The following is a 19,835-nucleotide window of genomic DNA, read 5'->3' on the forward strand; positions in this document are numbered from 1 at the left end:
ACACCTACCCTTAATCAATCTTTGATGTGTACAAAATTGCGGTTCATCTGACCAAGAAGCTTCTTCAAGTCGCCCACCCTGACCATGTCTTTGTCGCTTTTGGCATGGATGTGCACAGCTGATCCTTTTCCACCGCCACCAGCCAACATGTCCCGCATCGGATCTGCGATGTGTGCGGGCAGAACCATTTCTTTTTCATGGAGCTGAGTAAGCGGGTTCACGCCGGCCGGAATGTTGAAGCCACCTCTGGCACTGGCCACGTTACCAGCCAGACCAGAAACAGTCGCAAATGCTGCGGCGCCTGCACCCGTGGCGAGCGCAGGCCCTACTACCGGAATGCCGACCAGCGCTTTGAATGCACCAGCCATAGCCTCCCAAGCACTGTTCATGATGCTTTTGATCGCTGCAAACGCCGAGATCGCGATGCTCTGATTTGCACCTGCTTGCTCAACCGCTGTTCTGGTCGCAGTTCCCTCCACGGTGGCCGCTGTCTTTGCCAGCTCTGTCGCGGCCCAGTGGGTTGCCATCTTGACGCCCATGTTTACGAACTCAGCGACCACCGCCTGTCCGATATTTGCCATGGCCTGCTGCAAGGTCTGGGTACCCTGAATCATCCCGCTGATCGACTGATCAAAAGCTTGGGAGAACGGCTGCAGAACTTTTTCCCATTGCTGCTTGCTGTTGACGAGTACATCATCTTGCAGCTTTGCCATGGTCTGGGTGTGTTTGCGCTGAATTTCCTGCAGCTTGTCCAGTGCCTTTTGAAGGGCAACCGGATCGCTGTTGGGGTCTTTTTTCAAAAGATCAATTCTGCGCTGCTGGGCATCAGCCATGATCTTGAATTTTCGATCCTCAAACTGTTGCTGCATGATGAGCAGCTTTTCTTGAGTGATTTGACCCGCCTGCACCAGGGCCTGAGCATGTTGCTCGGCCATTGCTACTGAGTCCATCCCCAATTTTTCGGTGTTGTTTATACCTTCGAGAGTCAGCTGCCCTTCCCGCTGTTTCTGCTCTTTCAAGATCTGTAGTTGCAGGTTGGCCATGGTTCGAGTGATTTGAACTTTTTCAGCCGCGGTGACCTTGTTTTTGCTCAGCACCTCCTGCCAGTAAGCGAGTTCCTGCTGCTTGCTGTATTCGCGCAGATCGTTTGATTGCTGGTAGTACACCTTCTCTTCAGCGAGCTCGGCCGACCACTGGCCAACACGTGAGGTTTGTTTGGTTCCTGTCGCTTTGTCGATTAGAGCGTTGCCAGTCTTGGCATTGATGTGACTGGATGTGTCGATCTTGGGGCCCTTGCCTGCATCCGGGTACATCGCCGAAAACTTCAACATTTCTTCTCTGTTGGCCGACAACTTCTTCACGATGTTCTGACCGTGCTTGACTGCCAAGTCCTCCATTGTCTGAAAGCCCTGAGAATAGGCGCTCTTGACCCCATCCCAATCCAGAGAAAGTGCTGCCTTCAGGACACCAGCGAGTGTCTTTACCCCATTGATGAAGTTTTCCACGGCAAACCCGAGAGTCTCGAATACGACTTGAACTGCCGATTTCAGACCAATAAAGCCCCAGCGAATAACCTCCAGAACCCCTCTCAACATATCCCACAGCCCGACCTGCTGACCTACTCCATCGCTGATCGCATCGGTAAGCTCTGACCAAACATCGACGATGCTGGTGAAAACTGAGCCGATTGTCTCGCCCATGGCCATGAAGGTATTGGCCAGTGGAGGTATGAAATTGGTGAGTTCTTCAATTCCTGATTTCAAACCGTCGGTCGCACCTTCCTCACGCATCTCATCCAGACTGTTGGCGATTGCATCTTTGAAGTTCGACCACTTGCCGGACAATGTGTCCATCTGAGCCTGAGCGGCCCCGCCAGCCATTTCTTCCATGCCCTGCATTAAGGCCATGATGGCATCGCGTCCCAGTTGCCCTTTCTCGGACATCTTCATCAGCTCGGAGGTGTTCTTGCCTGTCTTTTGAGCCAAGATGTCCCAGACTGGAATACCGACGTTAACCATCTGCAGGATGTCCTGGCCTTGGAGTTTTGTTCGGGTCCAGGCTTGACCGAGTGCCAGTGTTGCACTCTCCAAGCCCTGAGTGCCGCGACCAGTTCGGGCAGACATATCCGCAATCGCGCGAAGGCTGCCATTTGTTGGATCGATTCCGTAGGACTTCAATGTCTGGAAAGCATGCGCAACATCGCGCACTTCGAACGGGGTGTCCACAGCGAACTGCTTGATCCAGGCAAAGGCTTGCTTGCCTTTCTCCTGGCTTCCATACAGGCCCGTGAGTGCGACCTCCAGTTGTTCGAAGTCTGCCATGATTGACAAGGCCTGCTCGCCGAGCCGAAGGCTCAAAAAGCCCAGGGCCATAACCTTTAGTTGACCAAGGCCGCGAGACCAGACACTTGTGCCCTCGTTTGCGCGCTCAAAGCTCGCTTTTGTCCTGTCTACCGCTCTACTGTATGTCTCGGCATCAATGGCACCGTGCTTGTACATGGCGTCCAGCTCGGCGAGCTTGGCCCGATACTGCTCGGCAGCAGTCCGAGTTTCTCTGAACACCGACGCGGCCTCACTTTTCATGCGAGTCAGGTCCTCGGTGCCGTTGATCTTGAAGCCTTTACCGAAATCGGTACGCATTTGATCCAGAGACGACTTCATCTCACTGGTGGCGTCTTCGATAGACCGGGTGGCGCCTTGACCTGAGGTGCGCGCCTTTGCGGCGAGGTCGTCAAATGCTGAGGTGTTCAGCTTCAAACCTGCGGACATATCCGAGCGGATGCCCTCTAGCGTTGACTTGATGCTCTGCACGGCCTGAGCAATTGAGTCTGCTGCCTGCTTGGCACCATCCTGCACGCCTGTGGCGTCGGCACCAAACTGCACCTCAACTTTATTTTCGTTGCTCATATTCAAAACCATTCAGGCATAAAAAAAGCCACCCGAAGGTGGCTGTCTTTGGATTGTTGAACCATCAGGTCCACTGCTTCAGGAAATTTCCCTGCTTGTCTGTGAAGCTGCCACAAACAATCATTACGAAATCAATTAAAACCCAGACCCCTAACCCGCCAAAGGTGAAAAACTGCAGCACGCCGGTTCCGGTTTTGCCCACATAAAAGCGGTGCACACCAAACAAACCGAAGAAAAAGCACAGCAACAATGCCGGAAGGATGCGTTTATCTGAACCACCACCACTGACTTTTTGAAGCGCGCCGCATGAGGGACAGCTGGGTGCCGAGTTGTGAATTTTGTGTCCACATGCCCGACAGAACACCATCTGATCGTTTGAGGTCATTTCCATTATTTGCCCTTGTCGTTGATGTAATTGACTGAGTATGTCCAACTTTCACCGACTTTGATTTTCTGAATGGTTAGGGTTGCAGGTACCAGGCTGTGCGATAGCTCGGCCAGTGCTGCGTCAATCAATACGCCATGAATCCCTTCAAAGAAGTAGGGTTTCAAGGGCTCTGGCCCCTCGATGTCGGTAATTTTTGGCTTCATATCCATCAAAATATCATAGACGGATTAGGGGACTGTGGAAAACTGCGCATCAGTTCTTCCATGTCAACAGGTTCGGCCTGTTTCTTCTTTTTCCCGATGCCAAAGTAGGCAGCAACCATGACATGCACAGGTGGAGCGGTCTCCCAGTACTTTGTCATGGCCTGCAGGCGGGGAATTGTCATGTGTTCGTCGATGTACTCCCAAGTCCAGCCGGTGGAGGCTATCAAGTGGCAATACAACTGATCCCAATCTAACTCCCCGCCTTCACCTCCCCCGCTTCTCTGGCCTCAAACCCGGATATACCCATGATCGCCTTCACCACGATGGGAGCGTTTCGCAGGTCCAAGAGATCCAGAACCTTATCCTGAGTGATATCTGGATAGTTGCGGGACAGGGCCTCATGAACAACCTTGGCCATCACCTCCATTTCCTCATCAGAAATCAGTCCACCAGAGAGGTTTTCCAACTTCTGGATGTCAGGCTGGATCTTTTTGATCTGGCGGAAATTTAAAGCGGGAACGACATAATCCTCCCCGCCCAGGCTGATGGTGACTCCTTCAATTTTGCTCATCAGTCATTACTCCGTAGAGGACCAGGTCATCACATTGCCAGAGGCATCGGCAAAGGCATCAAAATCGAATTCTGGAATTGCGAAGTCATCCAGTTTGGTCGACAGCGAAAATTTGCTCGACAAGCAATTGGGCAACGAGAAAATGAGGCTCTTGCCGTTGTAGGGCATGTACAGGTCGGCTCGGAACGTGGGGGCATAGCCCATGGTGACGTTCTGAACGGTCTGCTGCTTGGCTGTGGTGGAAGTTGCGGTGTATTCATAGCTGATGAACACCTTCGTGCCAACATCGGCAGCGGCAAATGTGTAAACGCCATCGGCGACCGTGTACTGACCAGTGGTAGGAGCTGAGGCAACCAACTTCAGAGGCTGGCCAGTGGTAGCGTTGATCACGCCCAGATCACGGGAAAAAGCACCGCTGCCGGGGACTGTCGGCGTGATCTCGTAGGTAGTGTCAGGAATGACAGCACCGGTTGTGTCGTAGACCGCCGACAAAATGCCGTTGGTGATGGACTGACCAAACAGCAAGTTGCCAATCATGTCGCCCTGGATGTTGGCAAAGCTGGCCTTGCAACTGATCTTGCCCTTGCCGCGGCCAATAGCCACAGGAAACTGGTTCTGACCGTAAAGCATCTTGGTATCGAACGAGGTGTCGATCGATACGTCCTGCAAGGTGCCGAAAATAATCGGCGTTGGATTGGCCACCAAGTTGCCGTTTGCATCGGTGTTTTGAATGCCCCACAAAATGCCGGAGCCGAATACGTTTTGCATGATTGTTGCCTCCCAAGGCGAAAAAAAGCCCCATCAAAGGGGCCGGTGAGTTGAACCTGAGTAAATGATTTTTTATGCGACCATGATCTCCACAGGGATGATGGCGATTGCCTGACTCTGCGTCGCGCCGTCCCCGGTTCGAATTTGTCCGCCGATTCGCGCGTAATGAACCAGGCCACCGAGCGTCTGGCGGGCTGATACGGGACTGGGATCGAATGCATTGGTGATCGAATCGAGAATCGGGTTCATGACTTCTGAGGGTGAGACACTCTCGTCCTCACCCACATCCACGTAGACATACAACTCCAGAGACAATGTCCAGCGTGTGGGCTGGCCTGTTGTGGTCGATGGGGTTTCATCCACTTGCACTTGAAAAAGCGCAGGCATGTCCACCCGGCTCATCTCGTCGATGAATTTGAGCTTTCTTGACTTGGTGACGAAATTTGAGACTCCGCCAATCAGATCGAACAGCGCCTTGTAAATCTGCTCCCTTTGCATCTGGATCAACCCTCGAAGAGATCTGAAGCAGCCTTTTGAGCTGCGGCGGTCAATCGACTTACGATTGCGTTGCGCATTTCATCGAGCGAGGACTGCAAAAACGACCGCTGAGGAAAGGTAACGCTGTGCGCCCTCACTGTGACCAAGCGCGGCTCTTTGATCGGTCTGCCGAAGGCCTGTCGCATCATTCGCATGTGTTGCGGCACTTTGAACGTTCCACCAAGCTCGTGGACTTTGCCGTAGGAGACATTCGTCCCCACCGAACCTGTCACCTTCAGGTCATCCTCGACAACCCGCTGGTTGATTGATCGCGCCAACCGGCCGCTGCGCTGTCGGAGTAGTTGGCCGTGCAACTTTTGACTCACGACTTTGCGCTGCAGATCAATCGAAATTTTCGTAACTTCGCGGACCAGACTTTGCCTGACCGCCGAGGGAAACTGACTGAGGTTGGATGTAAGACGTTCTTGACCAACCACCTGCGCTGAGATTTTCATAGCGGAACCACTCGCATGTATTGCTTCAAGACGGTCTTTACACTGTCAGGCATGTCTTTGACGATGTAGCTCACGGTCTCGGCACCATTGAGTTGCTTGCTGGCCTGGCCAAGTCGCTCTCTTTCCCGGTAGCTGCTTGCCACCCACTTGATACAGGCGCCAGCGAGATCGGAGGGCACAGTCTCAAATCCAGCGGTGTACGCAATTTCAACATTCATGAGGCCACGGTCAAAACGGTAACCGTTGAGTACAACCTCATAATTTCTGAAGCGATAACCGGGGTCTGAATAGCCTGCTGCGGCCGGAATCGTTCGGCCATTTACTGAGAGCGAGGAAATCGCGGTAATGGGGTAGTTTCTCAGCAGCAGTGTAAAGCCACCATAACCGTCGAGAGTCTCTGCGTAATCCTGGCTCGTTAATTGTCGGTTCACGTAGTTCTGGATTGCCTGAGAATGCTCAGTGATCATCCGAGTGATCAATTGATCATCAGCCTCACCAGAGATGCCGAGAAAAGCCCTGACATCAGCCAGGGTGGTTAAATCGCCGGAAGCCATCGCTTACTTTGCAGCCTTTTCATCAACCTTCGTGGCACCGTTGGGTTGCTCAGTCGGTGCATCGGTTGGCGCAGGCGTAGGCTCTGACGTTGGATCTTCGGTCTTGGCTTTCTTGCCCCCTCTGCCCGAGACTTTTTCAATTTCGTCCTCGACAACTTTCAGACCGTGAGAGATCAGAGTCTGTACGGCATGCACAGGGACCATTACGAAGCCGTCCACAGCTTCAAAGATTTCGCCGCCAAAGTTCACACCCGGGCCTGAACACTTCATTTTTACGTCTGGCATCGTTTTCTCCATCAAGATGAAATACCCCGGCGCGTGGCCGGGGCTGGATCGACTGCGGGCGATTAGCCAGCGGCGATGTTGGTCAGAACAGCAGTGGCGAATGGCGCGTAAATGGCCAGCACGCACTCTGCGTACACACCGGTCTCATAACGACGAGTGCGCAGTGGGTAATCCAGCTGGTAGTAATCGCGGCGGCAGTGCATCTCTGCAACGTTGGCCACGTTGTTGTTCTGGTACCAAGCTGGCAACTCCTCGCAGTAACCAATGATCGTGCCGGGTGGCAGCATTGGATGCAGCTTCACAGGAATCAGACGGCCGCCGTCCGCAGTGAAGGGGTTGAAGTAGTAGCTGATCACGCCACTTGCAGACAGCTTGTAGGCCTCTTTGCCGTCGCTGTTGTAACGAACCAGAGGGCCGCTCGAGTTGTCCAGGACCTTGTCGGTCATGTCCTTCAGTTGCTGGCTGTTCACGTACAACACGGTGACACCAATCTGATACTGATCCCACTGCTCTTTGAACATGTTGTCAATTTCAACAATGCTGCCGCGTCCAGAAGCGGTGAGCTTCGTACCAACCCCGACCACACCGCTGGCAAATGCATTGGTGTAAGCAGAACCGCTGGCGTAGGCTGTAGCCAGAATTCCATCAAAGGCCAGACCGTTGTTGCGAGAGTAATCCGCGGCGATGGCTGATGCATTTTGGTTGTCACTGGAAAGGCTGGTCAAAACCACGCTGTTGATGGTTGTAAATGCCTGGAGTGTCTCGTTGCCAGCCGTGCCCACAAACCAAGCGTAGGCAACTGCACCTGTTACAACCGGAACACTGGCGCTGATGATGTTTGCACCACTACCAGAAATGGCGCCAGTGCTGGCAGCGCTTGACTTGTTGGATGAACCGCCATTGAGCACATAGGTCTCGCCATCTGCGCCGGTAATGGTTTTTGCGGTCGGCACTGCCAGGGTCCCCGTGCGAGTGGCATTGAGCCAACCCTCAAGAGTCAAGGCCACAACGATCACGTTGTACGTGCCATCAGCGATTGTGCCACCGGACGTGTCTGCGGTCACAGTTGGGGTGTTTGGTGTACCCAAAGCCACAGAAGCGTTACCCCCAATGATGCCAGCCTCTTCCTTGAGCATGGTCTTTTGCAAAAGACGCATGGCCATGGTGGAACGGGTATCTTCGAAACCTTTGCTCGCGCTTTCTGCTTCGAAGGTCAAACTGTCTTCTTCACCGATGGTCACGTAGTTGGCAGCCTTTGGCGCGCTGGTGATGCTCATGCGGGCGCTTCGCTGACCCTCTGGCACCCAAGGTGATGCGTTAAAGCCTGAGCCTTCAAGCTTCGTGACCTCTACCCAGTTGGTGGCCTTGCCGCCGTTGCCGGGCACCCGAGGAATTGAGTTTCGCAGCGGTGTGACTACGGGATAAAGATTCTTGGCTGGACCCTGCAGGTCATAGGCGACCAGGCCGTTGGCCGTGGTGATCGACTTTGATAAAGTTTCATCGGACTTGGACAGCGCCACTTTCAGCGCGTCCAGAGTTTCTTGAGTAGTTGCACCCATGATTCATTTCTCCATGAAAAAAGCCTGCACAGGGCAGGCTTGAGATTTCGTTGAACTTGTTGATTGAGGTCCCCCGGGGAGACCAGACTTTGATTGGCAGGGGTTGATTAGCGGCGCGTCACCACTACCCCACCAGATTGATGAATCTTCTTCAATTCATACAGCGCCTTTTGTTCGGGCGTTGCGGTCTTTAGGAACTCTTCTTCATCCTTTGCAGCCTTGCTGATCTCGTCGTCTTCCAGATCATCCGCTTTTGCTACAGCCTTCAGGACGCCCTTGCCTGCGGCGGGCATGGCCTCCAGCTCCTTCACACGCTTTTGCAAGGTGTCGCGCTCGGCTGTCATTTTTTGAAGGGAGTCTTCAAGATCAGCAACTTTCTTTAAGTCTTCGGTGTGATCATGCTTTTCAGCAGCGCCGCAAGCAGCACCCAGGCCCACCGCCATGTCATGCATCGACTGGATTTTTTCCTGATCAGCCTTGCTGTTTCGAGATCCGGCTTTTGCGAGGTCACCCGTCTTGTCGGCCATGGCTACAGAATCATTCATCTCGGTCACGGCACCCTCAGCAGAAGCCTTCACGCCATCGTTGGCCGTCAGCTCCGCAGTTTCCTCTGCAACCATTTCAACAAGAATGGCGGAAAGCGCATTAACCGCATCTTTGAGCTTGCCTGGTACCGGCGAATTATCACCCTCGGCATCAGCTTCCCACTTTGAATCTTCCTTCAACCAATTTAAGGTCTGAAGCAGATCAGCAAGGCAACGCACGCCGTACATGCCCTTTTCCAGTTTCTCGCCTTGACCAGCGTTTTGCTTGGCGGTCTTGGCCAGCTTCAGCAAGTCCGCAGGGCTCAGCTCGCCCGCGTCCACCATCTTGGCGATTTCCTCGATGGCTTGTGCATCTGGTGACTTTCGGCCCTCTGGGTCTTCGGCTTTGGCCGCGCCTTCAGCATCACCACCTGTATTTTCTGGCGCTGGCTCTTCGACTGATCCACTGGATTCTTGCTCGCCTTCAGCGCTGGGCTGTTCAATGGAGTCTGCCTTGAACATCGTGAACTTGGCCTCTGGGTTGCAGGGGCGATCCACCAGTGAGACCTCGACCAGCTTGATACCGGTAATGATGGCCTTGTTCAGGTCGTCGCGCCCGGTGACTTTACCGCCAACCGAAAAGCCTTTGTAGACGCCGGTTTTGACCTTCTTCACCGCCTCGCTGTCGACCACATGGGCACCAAAGTAGGTTTTTCCATCGTCCTGCACTTCCGCCTGAATTGCAGTACCCGCGGCCTTGGCTTGGTGCATTTCACGCACAGCGCCCCACTTCATGTAATCCGGCAGCGCTGCCTTCATGGCTTCTGGCGTGATGGTCTCGCCGTCCGCGTCTTCGTCAGCAGTCGAGGCATAGCCAAACACCTTGATGGTGCCGTCATCGAGCTCTTCGGTTTTTTCAATGGTGCCGTACAGCTTCTTCAAAACACCGTTGCTTTTGTCTTCAATTTTCTTCATGGGGATCTACTCCTGGTCAGATTCGTCATCATTGGTGAAAGGAACCACCACACACCGGCAGTTGGGGTGCGCTGGAGCGGTTTGGTCGCCGCTTTGAAACGCCTTCTTGAAAGGAATGCGACCCTGCTCCTTATTGCCCTCGCAGGCATCGCAACAGCCAAGGTTGGAGACCTGCCAAGCCTTCTCGACCACCACCTCGCTTTCGTCCCAAGCAATCAGGTTGCCCTGGCTATCCGCACGAGCAATTTCGGTACGGGCGATCATTTCTGCCCTGGCATCGCTGAATGCGTAGTTGTCGGCAATCTCGTCAGCAAGTCGGGCATTACTCCAGCCTTCCTCTAGCGCAGTCACCACGTCGCCCCGCAGCATTTCTCGGGTGCTTTCGGTGATCGCCCACTGAGCGTTTGGGTTTTCAATTACGGTGCCATCCTCAAGCACTCTCATGCCGACCAGTTCGGCAGCCCGGTCTTTGGCCCATTGCAGCGCTCTCAAATTGACCTGGCTCAGCATGTCCTCGTTGTCGATGGCCAATTCCAAAAGAGAGGCTTTACCAGCGAGCACAGCAATACGCTCGAGAATGGGCTGAATGTCACCGGCCAAAACGGCCCAACCGGTCAGGTCAATCTGACTGAGGATTTCACTGATTCGATCCTGTTCAGCCTTTGCAGTCAGCCCCATGGCCTTGCCAAGTTGCTTGGAGATCTCGCTGGCCTGAGCCCGCAGGAAGCGCTTAGTAATGCGTTTGACTTTGGCCTGCGCACGTTCTACAGCCAGACTCTGGGCTTTTTTTTTACCGAGTTGCTCGAGCTTTTCGACCACTACACCCGCCGTCTCTTGCGCAACAACGGGTTGCTCGGCATTTGTCAGGTAGGAGGTCAATGGAACGGGACCGGACGAGGTGTAGACCAGGGGAACATCGCCACCATCCACAGCAGCCTTACCGTCTTCCTTTCGAACCTCATTGATCATTCGACTGCCGTTCCTGATTTTGAGGTCATCGATCTGGGCCTGTTTGAGCGGATCAATCGAATACTCTTCATCCCAGTTGAATTCGAGATCCTGGTACCCGAAGAACTTCCAAATGATCAGGTTCATCAGGGATCGCAGCCAATTCATGATGGGCAGAAGCCCCTCCTGCTGGGCGGTCTCGTTGAGTTGCTCCGCTACGCTGCGGTTCGTCTGCTTGATGAACGCTGTTGCAGGGATGCTGAAGGCAAAGCAGACAACCCGTGCAAGCCACTCATCAAACTCATCCTTCAGAGCCTGGGCTTTGGTGTCGTGAGGCGCCACTCCACCGGGTACAAACTTGGCGTTGTGTTTGGTCTGGCCTTTGTTGAGATCATCCCACCACTTTTGGAAAAACTTGATCTGATCTGGGGTCCAATCGTCTGGAACACCAAAAATCAGGTTTGGTGTGTTTCCCTCGGTGTAATACTCGAGCTGGTTAACTTGTCGGCGCAGCGCGATATTGACCGTCATAACGATCTGTTCGACGGGGCTGAACCCATACACCTTGTGAGTTCGCTTGTTGCGCGGGTAGTAGATCAGCTCATCGGTGCTGTAGTTGGCAGCGGGCACCCCCTTGATGATCTGCTGATAGGCTGGGTCGGGCGCAATCGGCGTCCTACCCTCTCCGTCAAGCACCCTCTTGATAGTGGCACCGTCAATCAAATCCAGTGAGTACAACTTGCCACCCCGGGTAAAACGCGGATAAATCGTTGGGGCATCTATGACCAGCATGTCCTCAACCAGCATCCGGGCCCAGGTGTGGAAAGTATTCTCTCTGTCTGGAAAGGTCAAAAACGTCGTGACCTCATTAACCCGGTCATCTGCTTCCGAGCCATCGCGCTTGACCACTTTCCAATTCAGCTTTTCAAGCTGGTCTTTTCTTGTCTCGATCACCAGACGCAGCAGGTCATACCCATCGGCCAAGGCGCGCATCTGTGAAAACGAAACCCGCTCATAGGAACGGGGCGTGGTGGTCGTGTTGATACCAACCGGAAAATCAAACTCCCGACCCTTGGCCGTGTCTGGGGCGACCGGGTCGATCGGCTGGCCCGGGCTCATCCAGTCGGTAGGCGCCACACCACGAAACATGTAGTTGATCGCACCGGAGACACGGGCAATGAGGCTGGACTCGATTGGTTTTTTTTCGCCATCGGCCATAAATCAAAATCCAGAATGTTGTTTGTCTGTTGCTCAGTCGGCGCTCTCGGCCATCTGTTGCTCAATAAAGTCCAGCAGTCCATTTGACGTGCTGGTCAGCTCATCAAAGGCATCGGAGGCTGCGTCAACCTGATCGTCGTTCTTGCCATTGGGAAAGGAGCGAAGTTCGTCGGTGAGTGCCGTGTTCCAGTCGGCACGCAGCATCATGACGTTGCCGATGTTCACCTGCGCGGCAAATCCGCTGGACCTTGTCACCTTGTCACCAGAGACGAGCTTTGCGGTGGCTGAATATCCCGCCAGCAGCTTGATCAGACGTTTGGCCTGGGCCTTTCCAGCCTGACCTGGGTCTTGCGGGATTCGAGCCTTGCATGCTGAGCCATCTCTCACCGTGGTGTTCTTCAGAGTCATCTCGACATCTTCTGGCCCGCCTTGTAACCGGACAACATCGACAATGATGAAACGGTCGTCGGGCATGCGGCCCAGCTTGAACCCCACAGTCCAGTCGCCGCCATCTGTGGTGGCTGCAAAGTCCCAAGCGCGCGCGAACTTGCAGCCAGCCGGAATTGCATCAACGATTTCGATCTTGTCAGGCTTGAAGTGATTGCCCTCGGCCACAATCGGCCGCTGCTGGTACAGCGCCAACCAGTTGGGCTCTGGCATGATCGCTTTGCGCTTGAGCAGGAATTCCAAACTTTTGTGTTCAGGAAATAGCGGTTCGCCTTTCTTCCGATGCGGCTCGTCTTCCTCGGCCAAGGCTGGATAACTCAGCACCCGAATCGTTTTGTCTTTGGCAATCAAACGACCAACAGGGTCATCCACGTGCCATCGGGTCAGGATGATCAACAGGCCAGCGTCTTCGCTGAACCGAGTCAGAAAATCATCGGTCAACCAGTTCCAGGTCGAGTCTCTGACTGTCTGACTGTTGGCATCCCTCCGACCCTTGATCGGATCATCGATCACCCCAAGATCAAGAGACTCGCCGGTGATTGGTCCCATCACCGTGGTGTTTCTGAAGGAACCCTCTTTGTCGACGTATTCGAGAAAGGACTGGTTCCGTGTATAGCGACTGCTACCAGCCTTCTCACCAACCCTTGAGATGTTCGTGTCAGGAAAAGCTTCCCGATAAATTTCTGAATCGTAAGTGCGCTGCAGACGCAAGTTTGCGCGCAGGCCCAATCGGTCAGAAAACGATCCATAGATCGTCTTGAGATCTGGGTTCTTCCCCGCCAGCCAACTGATGAAATCAACAATCTGAACTGACTTGCCATGCTGGGGAGGCGCCTGAATGATCAGGACCGGCTTTTTACCCGCTACAAGGTCTTCGTAGAAAGTCTGTAGCTCTGCCGCAATCTCTTCATTCCACCAGCCCCATTTCAGCTTGGGATTGATGAGCTGCCGGTAGGAGGCAAATGACTTCCTGGCCTGCCTTAATCTCCATTCCTTAACCAGAGCCAGCTTTTCAAAGTTTGATCCCATATTTGGCAAGCTCCTTTTCCAACTGCTCGTCGGTCAGGTCACTTGTCGATGTCTGTTGCTGGATTGGGCCGCCATTCTTGCCCGTCAGCTCAATCGCCTCAACCGGCTTCCAACCACCGTGACACTTGAGCCAAAAGATGGCTGCCGTGACAGATTGAGGCCCTGTGCCTATCGCCTTTTTGAACAAAGACTGCGCGACCCGAGCATTGGCGATCAACTTGCAGTTGTCGATCTCATTTCTGAAGGCCTTCTCAAAGGTCTTCTTGCTGATGGGATTTCCGGTTTGAGTGTTGATGATTTGGCTACAGATAAACTCTTGGGGCATGCCACAGGCCAGCATCACCGTGGTTACAAACCGCTGTTCCTCGGTGGGTACAAATGGAGGGCGTGCCATGTCATGCCTCTATGGGTTCTTGCGCCTTGGCCTCGGCAAATGAAAGCCCATCCTGCTCTCGAACCGCCAGTTGGCCTGTGTAGTCCTGCCAACGTTTGATCTGCACGTCAACATAGCGAGGATCAAATTCCATGTTGTAGGCGACTCGGTTTTGATTGGTGCAGGCAATCAGATTGGTGCCCGACCCTGAAAAAATGTCGAGGGCGATGTCACCACCCTTGGTGTTGTTCAGGAGTTGATACTCAAACAGTGCCACAGGTTTCATGGTTGGATGTTCTGCGTTTCGGCTTGGCTTATCGAACTCCAAGACAGTCGTCTGCTTTCGGTCAGAAGCCCATAGATGGGACGCACCAGTCTTCCAACCATACAGGCATGGCTCATGAATCCATTGGTAATCCTGCCTACCCATAACCAGACTGCTCTTTTTCCAAATCAGGCATTGTGCGACCTTCCAGCCCACATCGCGGCAGGCCCCCCTGAAGTTGAAACCCTCGCTGTCGGCGTGCCAAATGTAAAACACGGCTCCCGGCTTCAAAACCGCATCGGCGGCGAAAAATGCATCTCGCAGAAAAGCTCGAAATGAAGCGTCATCCATTGAGTCGTTTTCAATGGTCAGCTTGTCCTTGGTGCCCCCTTCGTAGGCGACGTTGTAGGGCGGATCGGTCAGCAAGAGGTCAATTTTCGATCCTGCACACAGGCGGGCAACATCGCCGGCCTGGGTCGAATCACCACACATCAAGCGGTGGTCACCAAGAATCCAAATGTCGCCAGATTTGCTCACAGGCTTCTCTGGTGCAGCGGGCACTTCATCGGGATCCGTCAGACCGCCAGAGGCTCCGGCACCAGAAATTTTGTTGAGTTCATTCAGTTCAATGTCGGAGAACCCCAAGACACTGAGATCGAACTTTTCTTCTCGCAGATCGAGAATCTCCAGCGCCAACAGATCCGTGTCCCAGCCGGCCTTCGTGGCCAGCTTGTTGTCGGCGATTACAAACGCTTTGAATTGGGAGTCACTCCATCCGCTCGCATCAAGAACTGGAATCATGCCTTTTGGAAATGGACTGGCACCTGCCCTCTTACCTGGTGCCGGATAGATTGATTTACCAGCGCTCAGAATTTTCTTTGCAGCTGCCAGTGTTCCGTGACCTTTTGCAATCACACCGTCGCGTACAACGATCGATCCAGCAAAGCCAAACTCTTCAATACTCGAAGCGATTTCAGAAATCTGCGATTCGGAATGGGTTCGACTGTTCCTTGCGTATGGAATCAGCGTATCGATATCACAGAGATTTAAATTTTCGGTGGACATGTAACCAATCTGCGGAAAGGTGCCCTTTTTATAGGGTGTAAAAACTTCGGAAAAACAACAACCGTGGGCGACTGAACACCGCCCGCGCTCCGGCAGGAACCCGTGAGGTAAGGAACCAGAGCCTTCTAAACGTCGGTGTTTGCGGAGGCATATTGTTAAGCGCGTGCCCTACCGCTTTGCGCGCCATTGGAAATGAAAAAGCCCGCGCTGGGCGGGCTGAAATCCACTCTCGCGGAGGGTGGAGGAGACAAGCTTTGAATGGTCCAGAAAGCAAAAAACCGCGCGCAGATCACTCTGGGCACGGTTTCTGGACAATATCGAATTAAGACCGATTTTTGCCGCAAAACGGCAATCTGTCAAGAATTCATTGCTTGAGATTAATTGACAACACAGACCAACCGCAAAATTCCACCACTGACCTGTTTGGGTCATCGATACCCCTCGGTTGGTCAATTATCCCGAATTCCAGACCTAGCTGCGTTTCTAGAGCTTGTTTCACCAAATTACTGAGTCGACTGCCGCTCGGCTCCTTATCCATAACAGTTTCAAAGCTAAATTGCCGCCCTTCTGAGGGGTTTGCCACAGTAACTGCCCACACCTTTTCCTTCTCCATGCCACAGTTCTCCTATAGTTTGAACTTTGAGTCTATGGCTTCAAAGAGGGGGTTACAAGCACGGTCATTGATGTTGGTTGAAAGGACAGGATTTGATTCGAAATTAACAAGCGAATCAATCTGTTTGGGTTTGACTTGTCCTTCAGGCCCTGAGTGTTGATAGGAGTCTATCAATGCAAGACGCATCCATTTTCCAATCGGGGGGAATCTCATCTACGGTCCCAGCAGCCTGGGCCGAGGGCCCCCACTGGTGAAATTCCCGTAAAACTGTATCTCCCCTTCCATCGGCCGCATGTTTGAGCCAAGCTGCAACCTCTGTTGGGGTGGCCAAGTAAAGTCGCGGCATTTCTGTAGGCTCGCATCCCTTAAATTGAACAAAGCACATCACCGTTTTGTTGCCATGTCTCTTGAGCCAGACATCCGCGGCAGCATGATAATCCGCGTTTTTCAAAAACGACTGAGTTAGCCCCCAGCCACCGTCCTGACTTCCCTTGACGGACACCTTAAGCATCGCATCGCCGCGTGTCACAACAAGGTCAAACTCAGGCAAATTCGCACCGTATTGCACAGAAACGTCCCAACCAAACCTTGCAAATTGAGCTGCTGCCAGTGCCTCTGCCGCAGTTGCAACTTGCCACTGACTCATTTTTTCCGCCATTTCAATTTCTCCGCATGGATGCAAACTCGAGCAACTCATCCTACACCAGTCGAATAAAAACGGATTCGATTCATTGGTCTTGCTGAGTTGACTCAACGAATCAGACCTGAGGAGGAATCAGTCCTGTGGCCGCAAAAAAGGAATCCAGCTGACACAGGGCCCGGCGCTCGACCTTGAAGATCCTGTCCCGGAATTTCTTGATTCGATTCCGCAGAGTTCTTTCGTTCATGCCGTACTGACTGCCAAGGCCCGCCACCTCGACGGCTCTTCTGCACAGAACCTTTTGAACGATTGCAATCCTAACGTCTCTGGCAAGGTCATGGAGCTCATCGCACATGGACAGATTTGAAACGGCACTGCGCCAGTCTTGCGTGGAGGTCTGTTGATGGCAGCATGGGCACTCGTGAGTCACCTGTCCGAATCGTGCCGTGATGACATCCCTTTCTTCGCGTGACATCCGGTTCACAACGTCCAGAATCATCCCTGCCTGTCCAGCGCCATCCAACCCAGAGAGTCCCTTGCCGGTGCCAGTTGGGCCAACCATTGCCCGCAGCATTGGAGAGCTGGGCGACTGCTGGCTTGAATACTGGAATGCGAACCGCAAAGCATGATCGGTGCAGTCAAAAAGGAATTCTGAATCTTCGGTCATGCAGCCCCCAGTGGTGAAACGGTTACCTCAGAGCGTGGCTGCTCCGCGTAGAACTTGCTAACCCGAAGATCGACGATTTGCTTGTCATCGGTGTAGACAATCTCGTTCATCGCATCGCAGATCGCCTTTGCCACGTTGTCTGCATCGGGCTTGGTCATGGGTCGAATTTCCCCTGTGATTGCCTGGTGCTGCTTTTTCTTCGACCAGGAAGCTGGAACTGAAATCCACAGATGGATGTCGACGCAAACCATGCTGTCGAGCAACTTCTTACCGGCCATGGCCTGGCTCGCATAAAGCTTGACAAGGTTCTCAAAGCTGACCGTCTTCTCTGGCGTGTAGGTGGTCACAAATTTCCCCCGCCTTGCGAATTTGGGTCGACCTTTACCGACTGGGGCGCCTGGCACTGAGAATCTGACCGAGGCAAACTTTTCGCCAGTGCGTCCAGAATCCTCGCCCGTCCTGGCGAGCCGATCACCCTGTTGATGGCTTCCAACATCGCCTGCGCATGTGCCTTGCTCGGCCTCGTGCTGGCCACCAGCTGCACACAGCAGTCCAGGCAGGTCAACTTGTACACCCCCGGGGTTTGATGTTCGCAATTGCGGATTTTCAACATGCCTCACGCCTGTCTCCTTGGTTGTTTGTAATGCGTTGGATGGTTTCGGGCAGCAGCGTGCTGATTTGCAGCAATCCCGCTTCATGGCTGCCGGATCGATAATTCGACTCTGCCCGCCGACGATTGCCGATCAGCGTCACGGGCTGCATTTGGTGCCCCTGTTTCAGATTCTCGGCGTCGGCAATTCCGGCCAATGAAGGCAAGTGCTCGGGGATCTCTCCCCGGGTCGCATAACCCTTGTATCGATTCTCAAATTCACGCTGCACAAATGGCCACTCGGCGTCGGTCTTTGAGCAGATGTCGACCCATCCCCCCATGTCGCTGATCACACGGTGGATGACTGGATCGTCAAAAGTGACCGTCTGGTAGGGCCCAACCACCCTCACCGCTTTGTCGACCTTGCTCCAGGCCAACATAGAGCTATCCTGCGTGGACCCTTGCATCATGCGGATCAGGTCAGCAGGCTTTGGCATCCACTGGCCCGTGTCGGGGTTTTTGACGTGTCGATCAAATGCCTGTCTGACCGAATTCAGCTCGTAGTTCTGCAGCGCATTCCAGTACAGGCTGTTTGCGAACTCGCTCACTGTCTTCCCGTACATCTCGCTCACGGCGCAGAGCATTGCCGAGAAAGCTTCAAAATCAGTTGGCTTCATCGCTTTGGTCTCCAAAAATCATCGCCTTGGCGCGGCGCGCGTTTTCCATGTTTTGCTCGTAAAGGGATTGGGGAGGATTTCGGCCTCTCGGCCCTGCACGAGCCTTTGATTGCAAAATCGAGTTGAGGTAGCCGGCATTGACGGGCTGTGGGTTGCTCTGCTCTTGCCTTTGGCTCTGGGCCTGTTCCAGTGCGGCCAGAAGTTTTGCGTCGCTCAGTCCCTCTCGCGCCCATTCGAGCAAATGCGGATTGCCAGGCTGGACTGCGGCACCGTGGTTGCGAAGCAAAACCGAGATTTCAACCGAACGCTGAGCGATCGGATCTCGTTCGACTGGATCTGAGGATTTTTCGTCTTCAGGGGGCGACGACAACGACGAAGGTTTATTTTCTCGCGCGCATCTCTTCGATAAATCACCGCTGTCGTCGTTCCCCTCCTTGATCCTTAGATCCTTGGTCCTTGATCCTTGATCCAACGGGGAGGATTCGCGAGGATTCGAGAATATTCGCGAGGATTCGTCGAATGGGGGTATTTTGGACTGGCTGGGCTTATCAATCTTTTGATGATTCAACCACTTACAGATTTGCAGGTAAGTTGATCCTTCGACCACATAGCGAACCAGACAATTTTCCTCTTCCAGCTCGTGGAGCCAGTCCTCGATTTTGCTCGGCGCGTCCTCGTCATAGGGAAAAAGAAGGCTCGCGAGCATTCGCGAATTTCCGCGAGCCCTCCCCGAATCGTCGCAGATTGTCCAGAGCATGATGAAAAGCAGTCTCGCATCACGGCTGACTCGACCCATACTTTCGGACTGAGGGAACTCGGGTTTGATGGTTCTGATTCTTGCCATTTAACCCCCTGCCCGCAGCTTAGCCAGGTGACCAAGCGCGGCCTCGAGCTGCTTGGTAGAGTTTTCGATCACGAAGGTCAGGCGATCAACCTCTTCTTCTTTGGTTACCGGCTTGGCCTCGTAGCCAACCTCTTGAGCAAACCAAAGAAACGGAGTGTGATGGCCAGCAGCTCGCGCCCGGGTGAAAACTAGAATCACCTGAGAAACATCAAGTTTTTCAGCGCGTGAAGGATTCAGACAGTCAAGAAGTAGGCGCGCCGCTGCGTCGACTGACTTGTCGGGCCAAATCATCTGACCCACTGCCTTTGCACCACCCAAGGCCTGAACAGCCGACTTCAAGGCATCTTCTGGACATTCAAAAAAGGGCATTTCAATCTGCATGGCTTACCTCTTCCGAAAAATTCGGAAACATTCGGAAAGTCAAAAAAAGGGAAAAAAAAGAGAATGGGCCCATTGATCAGCCACTGATTTTTGGCTTGAAGCCTTTTGACTGGGATTGATGTTCAGACAGGAAGAGGTGTGGGTAATCAAGTTTGATTTTTGCGGGAATGCCCCTTGTCAACCAATTTTGCACACGCTGAACACCACCCTTCTTTTTGTCGAAGTTCAAAAGTTCGGCAACCTCGGAGGGGCCTCCGAGGCGCTGAATAATTTCTTTGTCTGAAGACATGCTCTTCTCGCTGATCAATAGAGATGAGCTTGATTAAACACCATGTTTAAAAACAAGTCAAACAC

General features: G+C 53.4%; 23 protein-coding genes. All 23 read right to left on the minus strand.

Going from position 1 to position 19,835, the window contains the following annotated elements; all coding sequences use genetic code 11:
* Positions 1–14 precede the first annotated feature (14 nt).
* The 23 genes from QQJ87_RS08125 to QQJ87_RS08235 all read right to left on the minus strand — a co-directional run bounded on the left by QQJ87_RS08125 (position 15) and on the right by QQJ87_RS08235 (position 19,481).
* Positions 15–2,906: a tape measure protein gene (locus QQJ87_RS08125; protein WP_284281121.1), complete on the minus strand. Its 2,892-nt coding sequence runs from the start codon at positions 2,904–2,906 to the stop codon at positions 15–17.
* A 64-nt stretch (positions 2,907–2,970) separates the two neighbouring features.
* Positions 2,971–3,291, minus strand: coding sequence for a TM2 domain-containing protein (locus QQJ87_RS08130; RefSeq protein WP_284281122.1), 321 nt, complete (start codon positions 3,289–3,291; stop codon positions 2,971–2,973).
* Positions 3,292–3,296: 5 nt separating this feature from the next.
* On the minus strand, positions 3,297–3,503 hold the full coding sequence (locus tag QQJ87_RS08135) for a hypothetical protein (RefSeq protein WP_284281124.1): 207 nt from the start codon (positions 3,501–3,503) through the stop codon (positions 3,297–3,299).
* Positions 3,503–3,679, minus strand: coding sequence for a hypothetical protein (locus QQJ87_RS08140; protein WP_284281126.1), 177 nt, complete (start codon positions 3,677–3,679; stop codon positions 3,503–3,505). The genes QQJ87_RS08135 and QQJ87_RS08140 overlap by 1 nt, the downstream gene beginning before the upstream one ends.
* A 68-nt stretch (positions 3,680–3,747) precedes the next feature.
* Entirely contained in the window at positions 3,748–4,068 is a 321-nt protein-coding gene (locus QQJ87_RS08145; RefSeq protein ID WP_284281127.1) for a hypothetical protein, read from the minus strand.
* Positions 4,069–4,074: 6 nt separating this feature from the next.
* Positions 4,075–4,836, minus strand: coding sequence for a hypothetical protein (locus QQJ87_RS08150; protein ID WP_284281128.1), 762 nt, complete (start codon positions 4,834–4,836; stop codon positions 4,075–4,077).
* 72 nt (positions 4,837–4,908) lie between these two features.
* Positions 4,909–5,334: a hypothetical protein gene (locus tag QQJ87_RS08155; RefSeq protein ID WP_284281129.1), complete on the minus strand. Its 426-nt coding sequence runs from the start codon at positions 5,332–5,334 to the stop codon at positions 4,909–4,911.
* Between the two features lie 5 nt (positions 5,335–5,339).
* Complete coding sequence (locus QQJ87_RS08160) at positions 5,340–5,828, minus strand: phage virion morphogenesis family protein (protein ID WP_284281130.1); 489 nt, start codon at positions 5,826–5,828, stop codon at positions 5,340–5,342.
* Positions 5,825–6,382 carry a phage head-tail connector protein gene (locus tag QQJ87_RS08165; protein ID WP_284281131.1) on the minus strand — a complete coding sequence of 186 codons (558 nt, stop codon included), beginning with the start codon at positions 6,380–6,382 and terminating at the stop codon, positions 5,825–5,827. Before QQJ87_RS08165 ends, QQJ87_RS08160 begins: the two co-directional genes overlap by 4 nt.
* Positions 6,383–6,385: 3 nt before the next feature.
* Positions 6,386–6,667, minus strand: a complete 282-nt coding sequence (locus QQJ87_RS08170; protein WP_284281132.1) for a hypothetical protein — start codon at positions 6,665–6,667, stop codon at positions 6,386–6,388.
* Between the two features lie 62 nt (positions 6,668–6,729).
* A complete protein-coding gene (locus QQJ87_RS08175; protein WP_284281133.1) occupies positions 6,730–8,226 on the minus strand; it encodes a hypothetical protein in 1,497 nt (498 codons plus the stop codon).
* Positions 8,227–8,333: 107 nt separating this feature from the next.
* Positions 8,334–9,725, minus strand: a complete 1,392-nt coding sequence (locus QQJ87_RS08180; RefSeq protein WP_284281134.1) for an HK97 family phage prohead protease — start codon at positions 9,723–9,725, stop codon at positions 8,334–8,336.
* A gap of 6 nt (positions 9,726–9,731) precedes the next feature.
* Positions 9,732–11,891 (minus strand): phage portal protein, encoded by a 2,160-nt coding sequence (locus tag QQJ87_RS08185; protein WP_284281135.1) that lies wholly within the window; start codon positions 11,889–11,891, stop codon positions 9,732–9,734.
* Between the two features lie 33 nt (positions 11,892–11,924).
* Positions 11,925–13,367: a phage terminase large subunit gene (terL, locus tag QQJ87_RS08190; protein WP_284281136.1), complete on the minus strand. Its 1,443-nt coding sequence runs from the start codon at positions 13,365–13,367 to the stop codon at positions 11,925–11,927.
* On the minus strand, positions 13,351–13,761 hold the full coding sequence (locus tag QQJ87_RS08195; RefSeq protein WP_284281137.1) for a hypothetical protein: 411 nt from the start codon (positions 13,759–13,761) through the stop codon (positions 13,351–13,353). Before QQJ87_RS08195 ends, terL begins: the two co-directional genes overlap by 17 nt.
* Position 13,762: 1 nt before the next feature.
* The gene (locus tag QQJ87_RS08200) at positions 13,763–14,806 is read right to left on the minus strand and encodes a DNA modification methylase (protein WP_284281139.1); all 1,044 of its coding nucleotides are present in this window, start codon (positions 14,804–14,806) and stop codon (positions 13,763–13,765) included.
* Between the two features lie 628 nt (positions 14,807–15,434).
* Complete coding sequence (locus QQJ87_RS08205) at positions 15,435–15,683, minus strand: hypothetical protein (protein ID WP_284281141.1); 249 nt, start codon at positions 15,681–15,683, stop codon at positions 15,435–15,437.
* 142 nt (positions 15,684–15,825) lie between these two features.
* Entirely contained in the window at positions 15,826–16,437 is a 612-nt protein-coding gene (locus tag QQJ87_RS08210) for a hypothetical protein (protein WP_284281143.1), read from the minus strand.
* A 4-nt stretch (positions 16,438–16,441) separates the two neighbouring features.
* Positions 16,442–16,990, minus strand: coding sequence for a hypothetical protein (locus QQJ87_RS08215; protein WP_284281145.1), 549 nt, complete (start codon positions 16,988–16,990; stop codon positions 16,442–16,444).
* Complete coding sequence (locus QQJ87_RS08220) at positions 16,987–17,610, minus strand: RusA family crossover junction endodeoxyribonuclease (RefSeq protein ID WP_284281147.1); 624 nt, start codon at positions 17,608–17,610, stop codon at positions 16,987–16,989. The genes QQJ87_RS08215 and QQJ87_RS08220 overlap by 4 nt, the downstream gene beginning before the upstream one ends.
* On the minus strand, positions 17,597–18,256 hold the full coding sequence (locus QQJ87_RS08225; protein WP_284281148.1) for a DUF6475 domain-containing protein: 660 nt from the start codon (positions 18,254–18,256) through the stop codon (positions 17,597–17,599). Before QQJ87_RS08225 ends, QQJ87_RS08220 begins: the two co-directional genes overlap by 14 nt.
* Positions 18,243–18,962, minus strand: coding sequence for a hypothetical protein (locus QQJ87_RS08230; RefSeq protein ID WP_284281150.1), 720 nt, complete (start codon positions 18,960–18,962; stop codon positions 18,243–18,245). The genes QQJ87_RS08225 and QQJ87_RS08230 overlap by 14 nt, the downstream gene beginning before the upstream one ends.
* 138 nt (positions 18,963–19,100) lie before the next feature.
* The gene (locus QQJ87_RS08235; RefSeq protein ID WP_284281152.1) at positions 19,101–19,481 is read right to left on the minus strand and encodes a hypothetical protein; all 381 of its coding nucleotides are present in this window, start codon (positions 19,479–19,481) and stop codon (positions 19,101–19,103) included.
* Positions 19,482–19,835 lie beyond the last annotated feature (354 nt).

Source organism: Limnobacter litoralis, assembly GCF_030160455.1.
Classification (GTDB): domain Bacteria; phylum Pseudomonadota; class Gammaproteobacteria; order Burkholderiales; family Burkholderiaceae_B; genus Limnobacter; species Limnobacter litoralis.

What these genes read in the sequence shown, in the direction of transcription:
- QQJ87_RS08195 (WP_284281137.1), bottom strand. Translation starts at nt 13,761, where the DNA reads ATGGCACGCCCTCCATTTGTACCCACCGAGGAACAGCGGTTTGTAACC.
- QQJ87_RS08180 (WP_284281134.1), bottom strand. Translation starts at nt 9,725, where the DNA reads ATGAAGAAAATTGAAGACAAAAGCAACGGTGTTTTGAAGAAGCTGTAC.
- QQJ87_RS08150 (WP_284281128.1), bottom strand. Translation starts at nt 4,836, where the DNA reads ATGCAAAACGTATTCGGCTCCGGCATTTTGTGGGGCATTCAAAACACC.
- QQJ87_RS08175 (WP_284281133.1), bottom strand. Translation starts at nt 8,226, where the DNA reads ATGGGTGCAACTACTCAAGAAACTCTGGACGCGCTGAAAGTGGCGCTG.
- QQJ87_RS08155 (WP_284281129.1), bottom strand. Translation starts at nt 5,334, where the DNA reads ATGCAAAGGGAGCAGATTTACAAGGCGCTGTTCGATCTGATTGGCGGA.
- QQJ87_RS08165 (WP_284281131.1), bottom strand. Translation starts at nt 6,382, where the DNA reads ATGGCTTCCGGCGATTTAACCACCCTGGCTGATGTCAGGGCTTTTCTC.
- QQJ87_RS08200 (WP_284281139.1), bottom strand. Translation starts at nt 14,806, where the DNA reads ATGATTCCAGTTCTTGATGCGAGCGGATGGAGTGACTCCCAATTCAAA.
- QQJ87_RS08130 (WP_284281122.1), bottom strand. Translation starts at nt 3,291, where the DNA reads ATGACCTCAAACGATCAGATGGTGTTCTGTCGGGCATGTGGACACAAA.
- QQJ87_RS08225 (WP_284281148.1), bottom strand. Translation starts at nt 18,256, where the DNA reads ATGAAGCCAACTGATTTTGAAGCTTTCTCGGCAATGCTCTGCGCCGTG.
- QQJ87_RS08205 (WP_284281141.1), bottom strand. Translation starts at nt 15,683, where the DNA reads ATGGAGAAGGAAAAGGTGTGGGCAGTTACTGTGGCAAACCCCTCAGAA.
- QQJ87_RS08215 (WP_284281145.1), bottom strand. Translation starts at nt 16,990, where the DNA reads ATGACCGAAGATTCAGAATTCCTTTTTGACTGCACCGATCATGCTTTG.
- QQJ87_RS08125 (WP_284281121.1), bottom strand. Translation starts at nt 2,906, where the DNA reads ATGAGCAACGAAAATAAAGTTGAGGTGCAGTTTGGTGCCGACGCCACA.
- QQJ87_RS08185 (WP_284281135.1), bottom strand. Translation starts at nt 11,891, where the DNA reads ATGGCCGATGGCGAAAAAAAACCAATCGAGTCCAGCCTCATTGCCCGT.
- QQJ87_RS08140 (WP_284281126.1), bottom strand. Translation starts at nt 3,679, where the DNA reads ATGACAATTCCCCGCCTGCAGGCCATGACAAAGTACTGGGAGACCGCT.
- QQJ87_RS08145 (WP_284281127.1), bottom strand. Translation starts at nt 4,068, where the DNA reads ATGAGCAAAATTGAAGGAGTCACCATCAGCCTGGGCGGGGAGGATTAT.
- QQJ87_RS08230 (WP_284281150.1), bottom strand. Translation starts at nt 18,962, where the DNA reads ATGCTCGCGAGCCTTCTTTTTCCCTATGACGAGGACGCGCCGAGCAAA.
- QQJ87_RS08170 (WP_284281132.1), bottom strand. Translation starts at nt 6,667, where the DNA reads ATGCCAGACGTAAAAATGAAGTGTTCAGGCCCGGGTGTGAACTTTGGC.
- terL (WP_284281136.1), bottom strand. Translation starts at nt 13,367, where the DNA reads ATGGGATCAAACTTTGAAAAGCTGGCTCTGGTTAAGGAATGGAGATTA.
- QQJ87_RS08235 (WP_284281152.1), bottom strand. Translation starts at nt 19,481, where the DNA reads ATGCAGATTGAAATGCCCTTTTTTGAATGTCCAGAAGATGCCTTGAAG.
- QQJ87_RS08160 (WP_284281130.1), bottom strand. Translation starts at nt 5,828, where the DNA reads ATGAAAATCTCAGCGCAGGTGGTTGGTCAAGAACGTCTTACATCCAAC.
- QQJ87_RS08135 (WP_284281124.1), bottom strand. Translation starts at nt 3,503, where the DNA reads ATGGATATGAAGCCAAAAATTACCGACATCGAGGGGCCAGAGCCCTTG.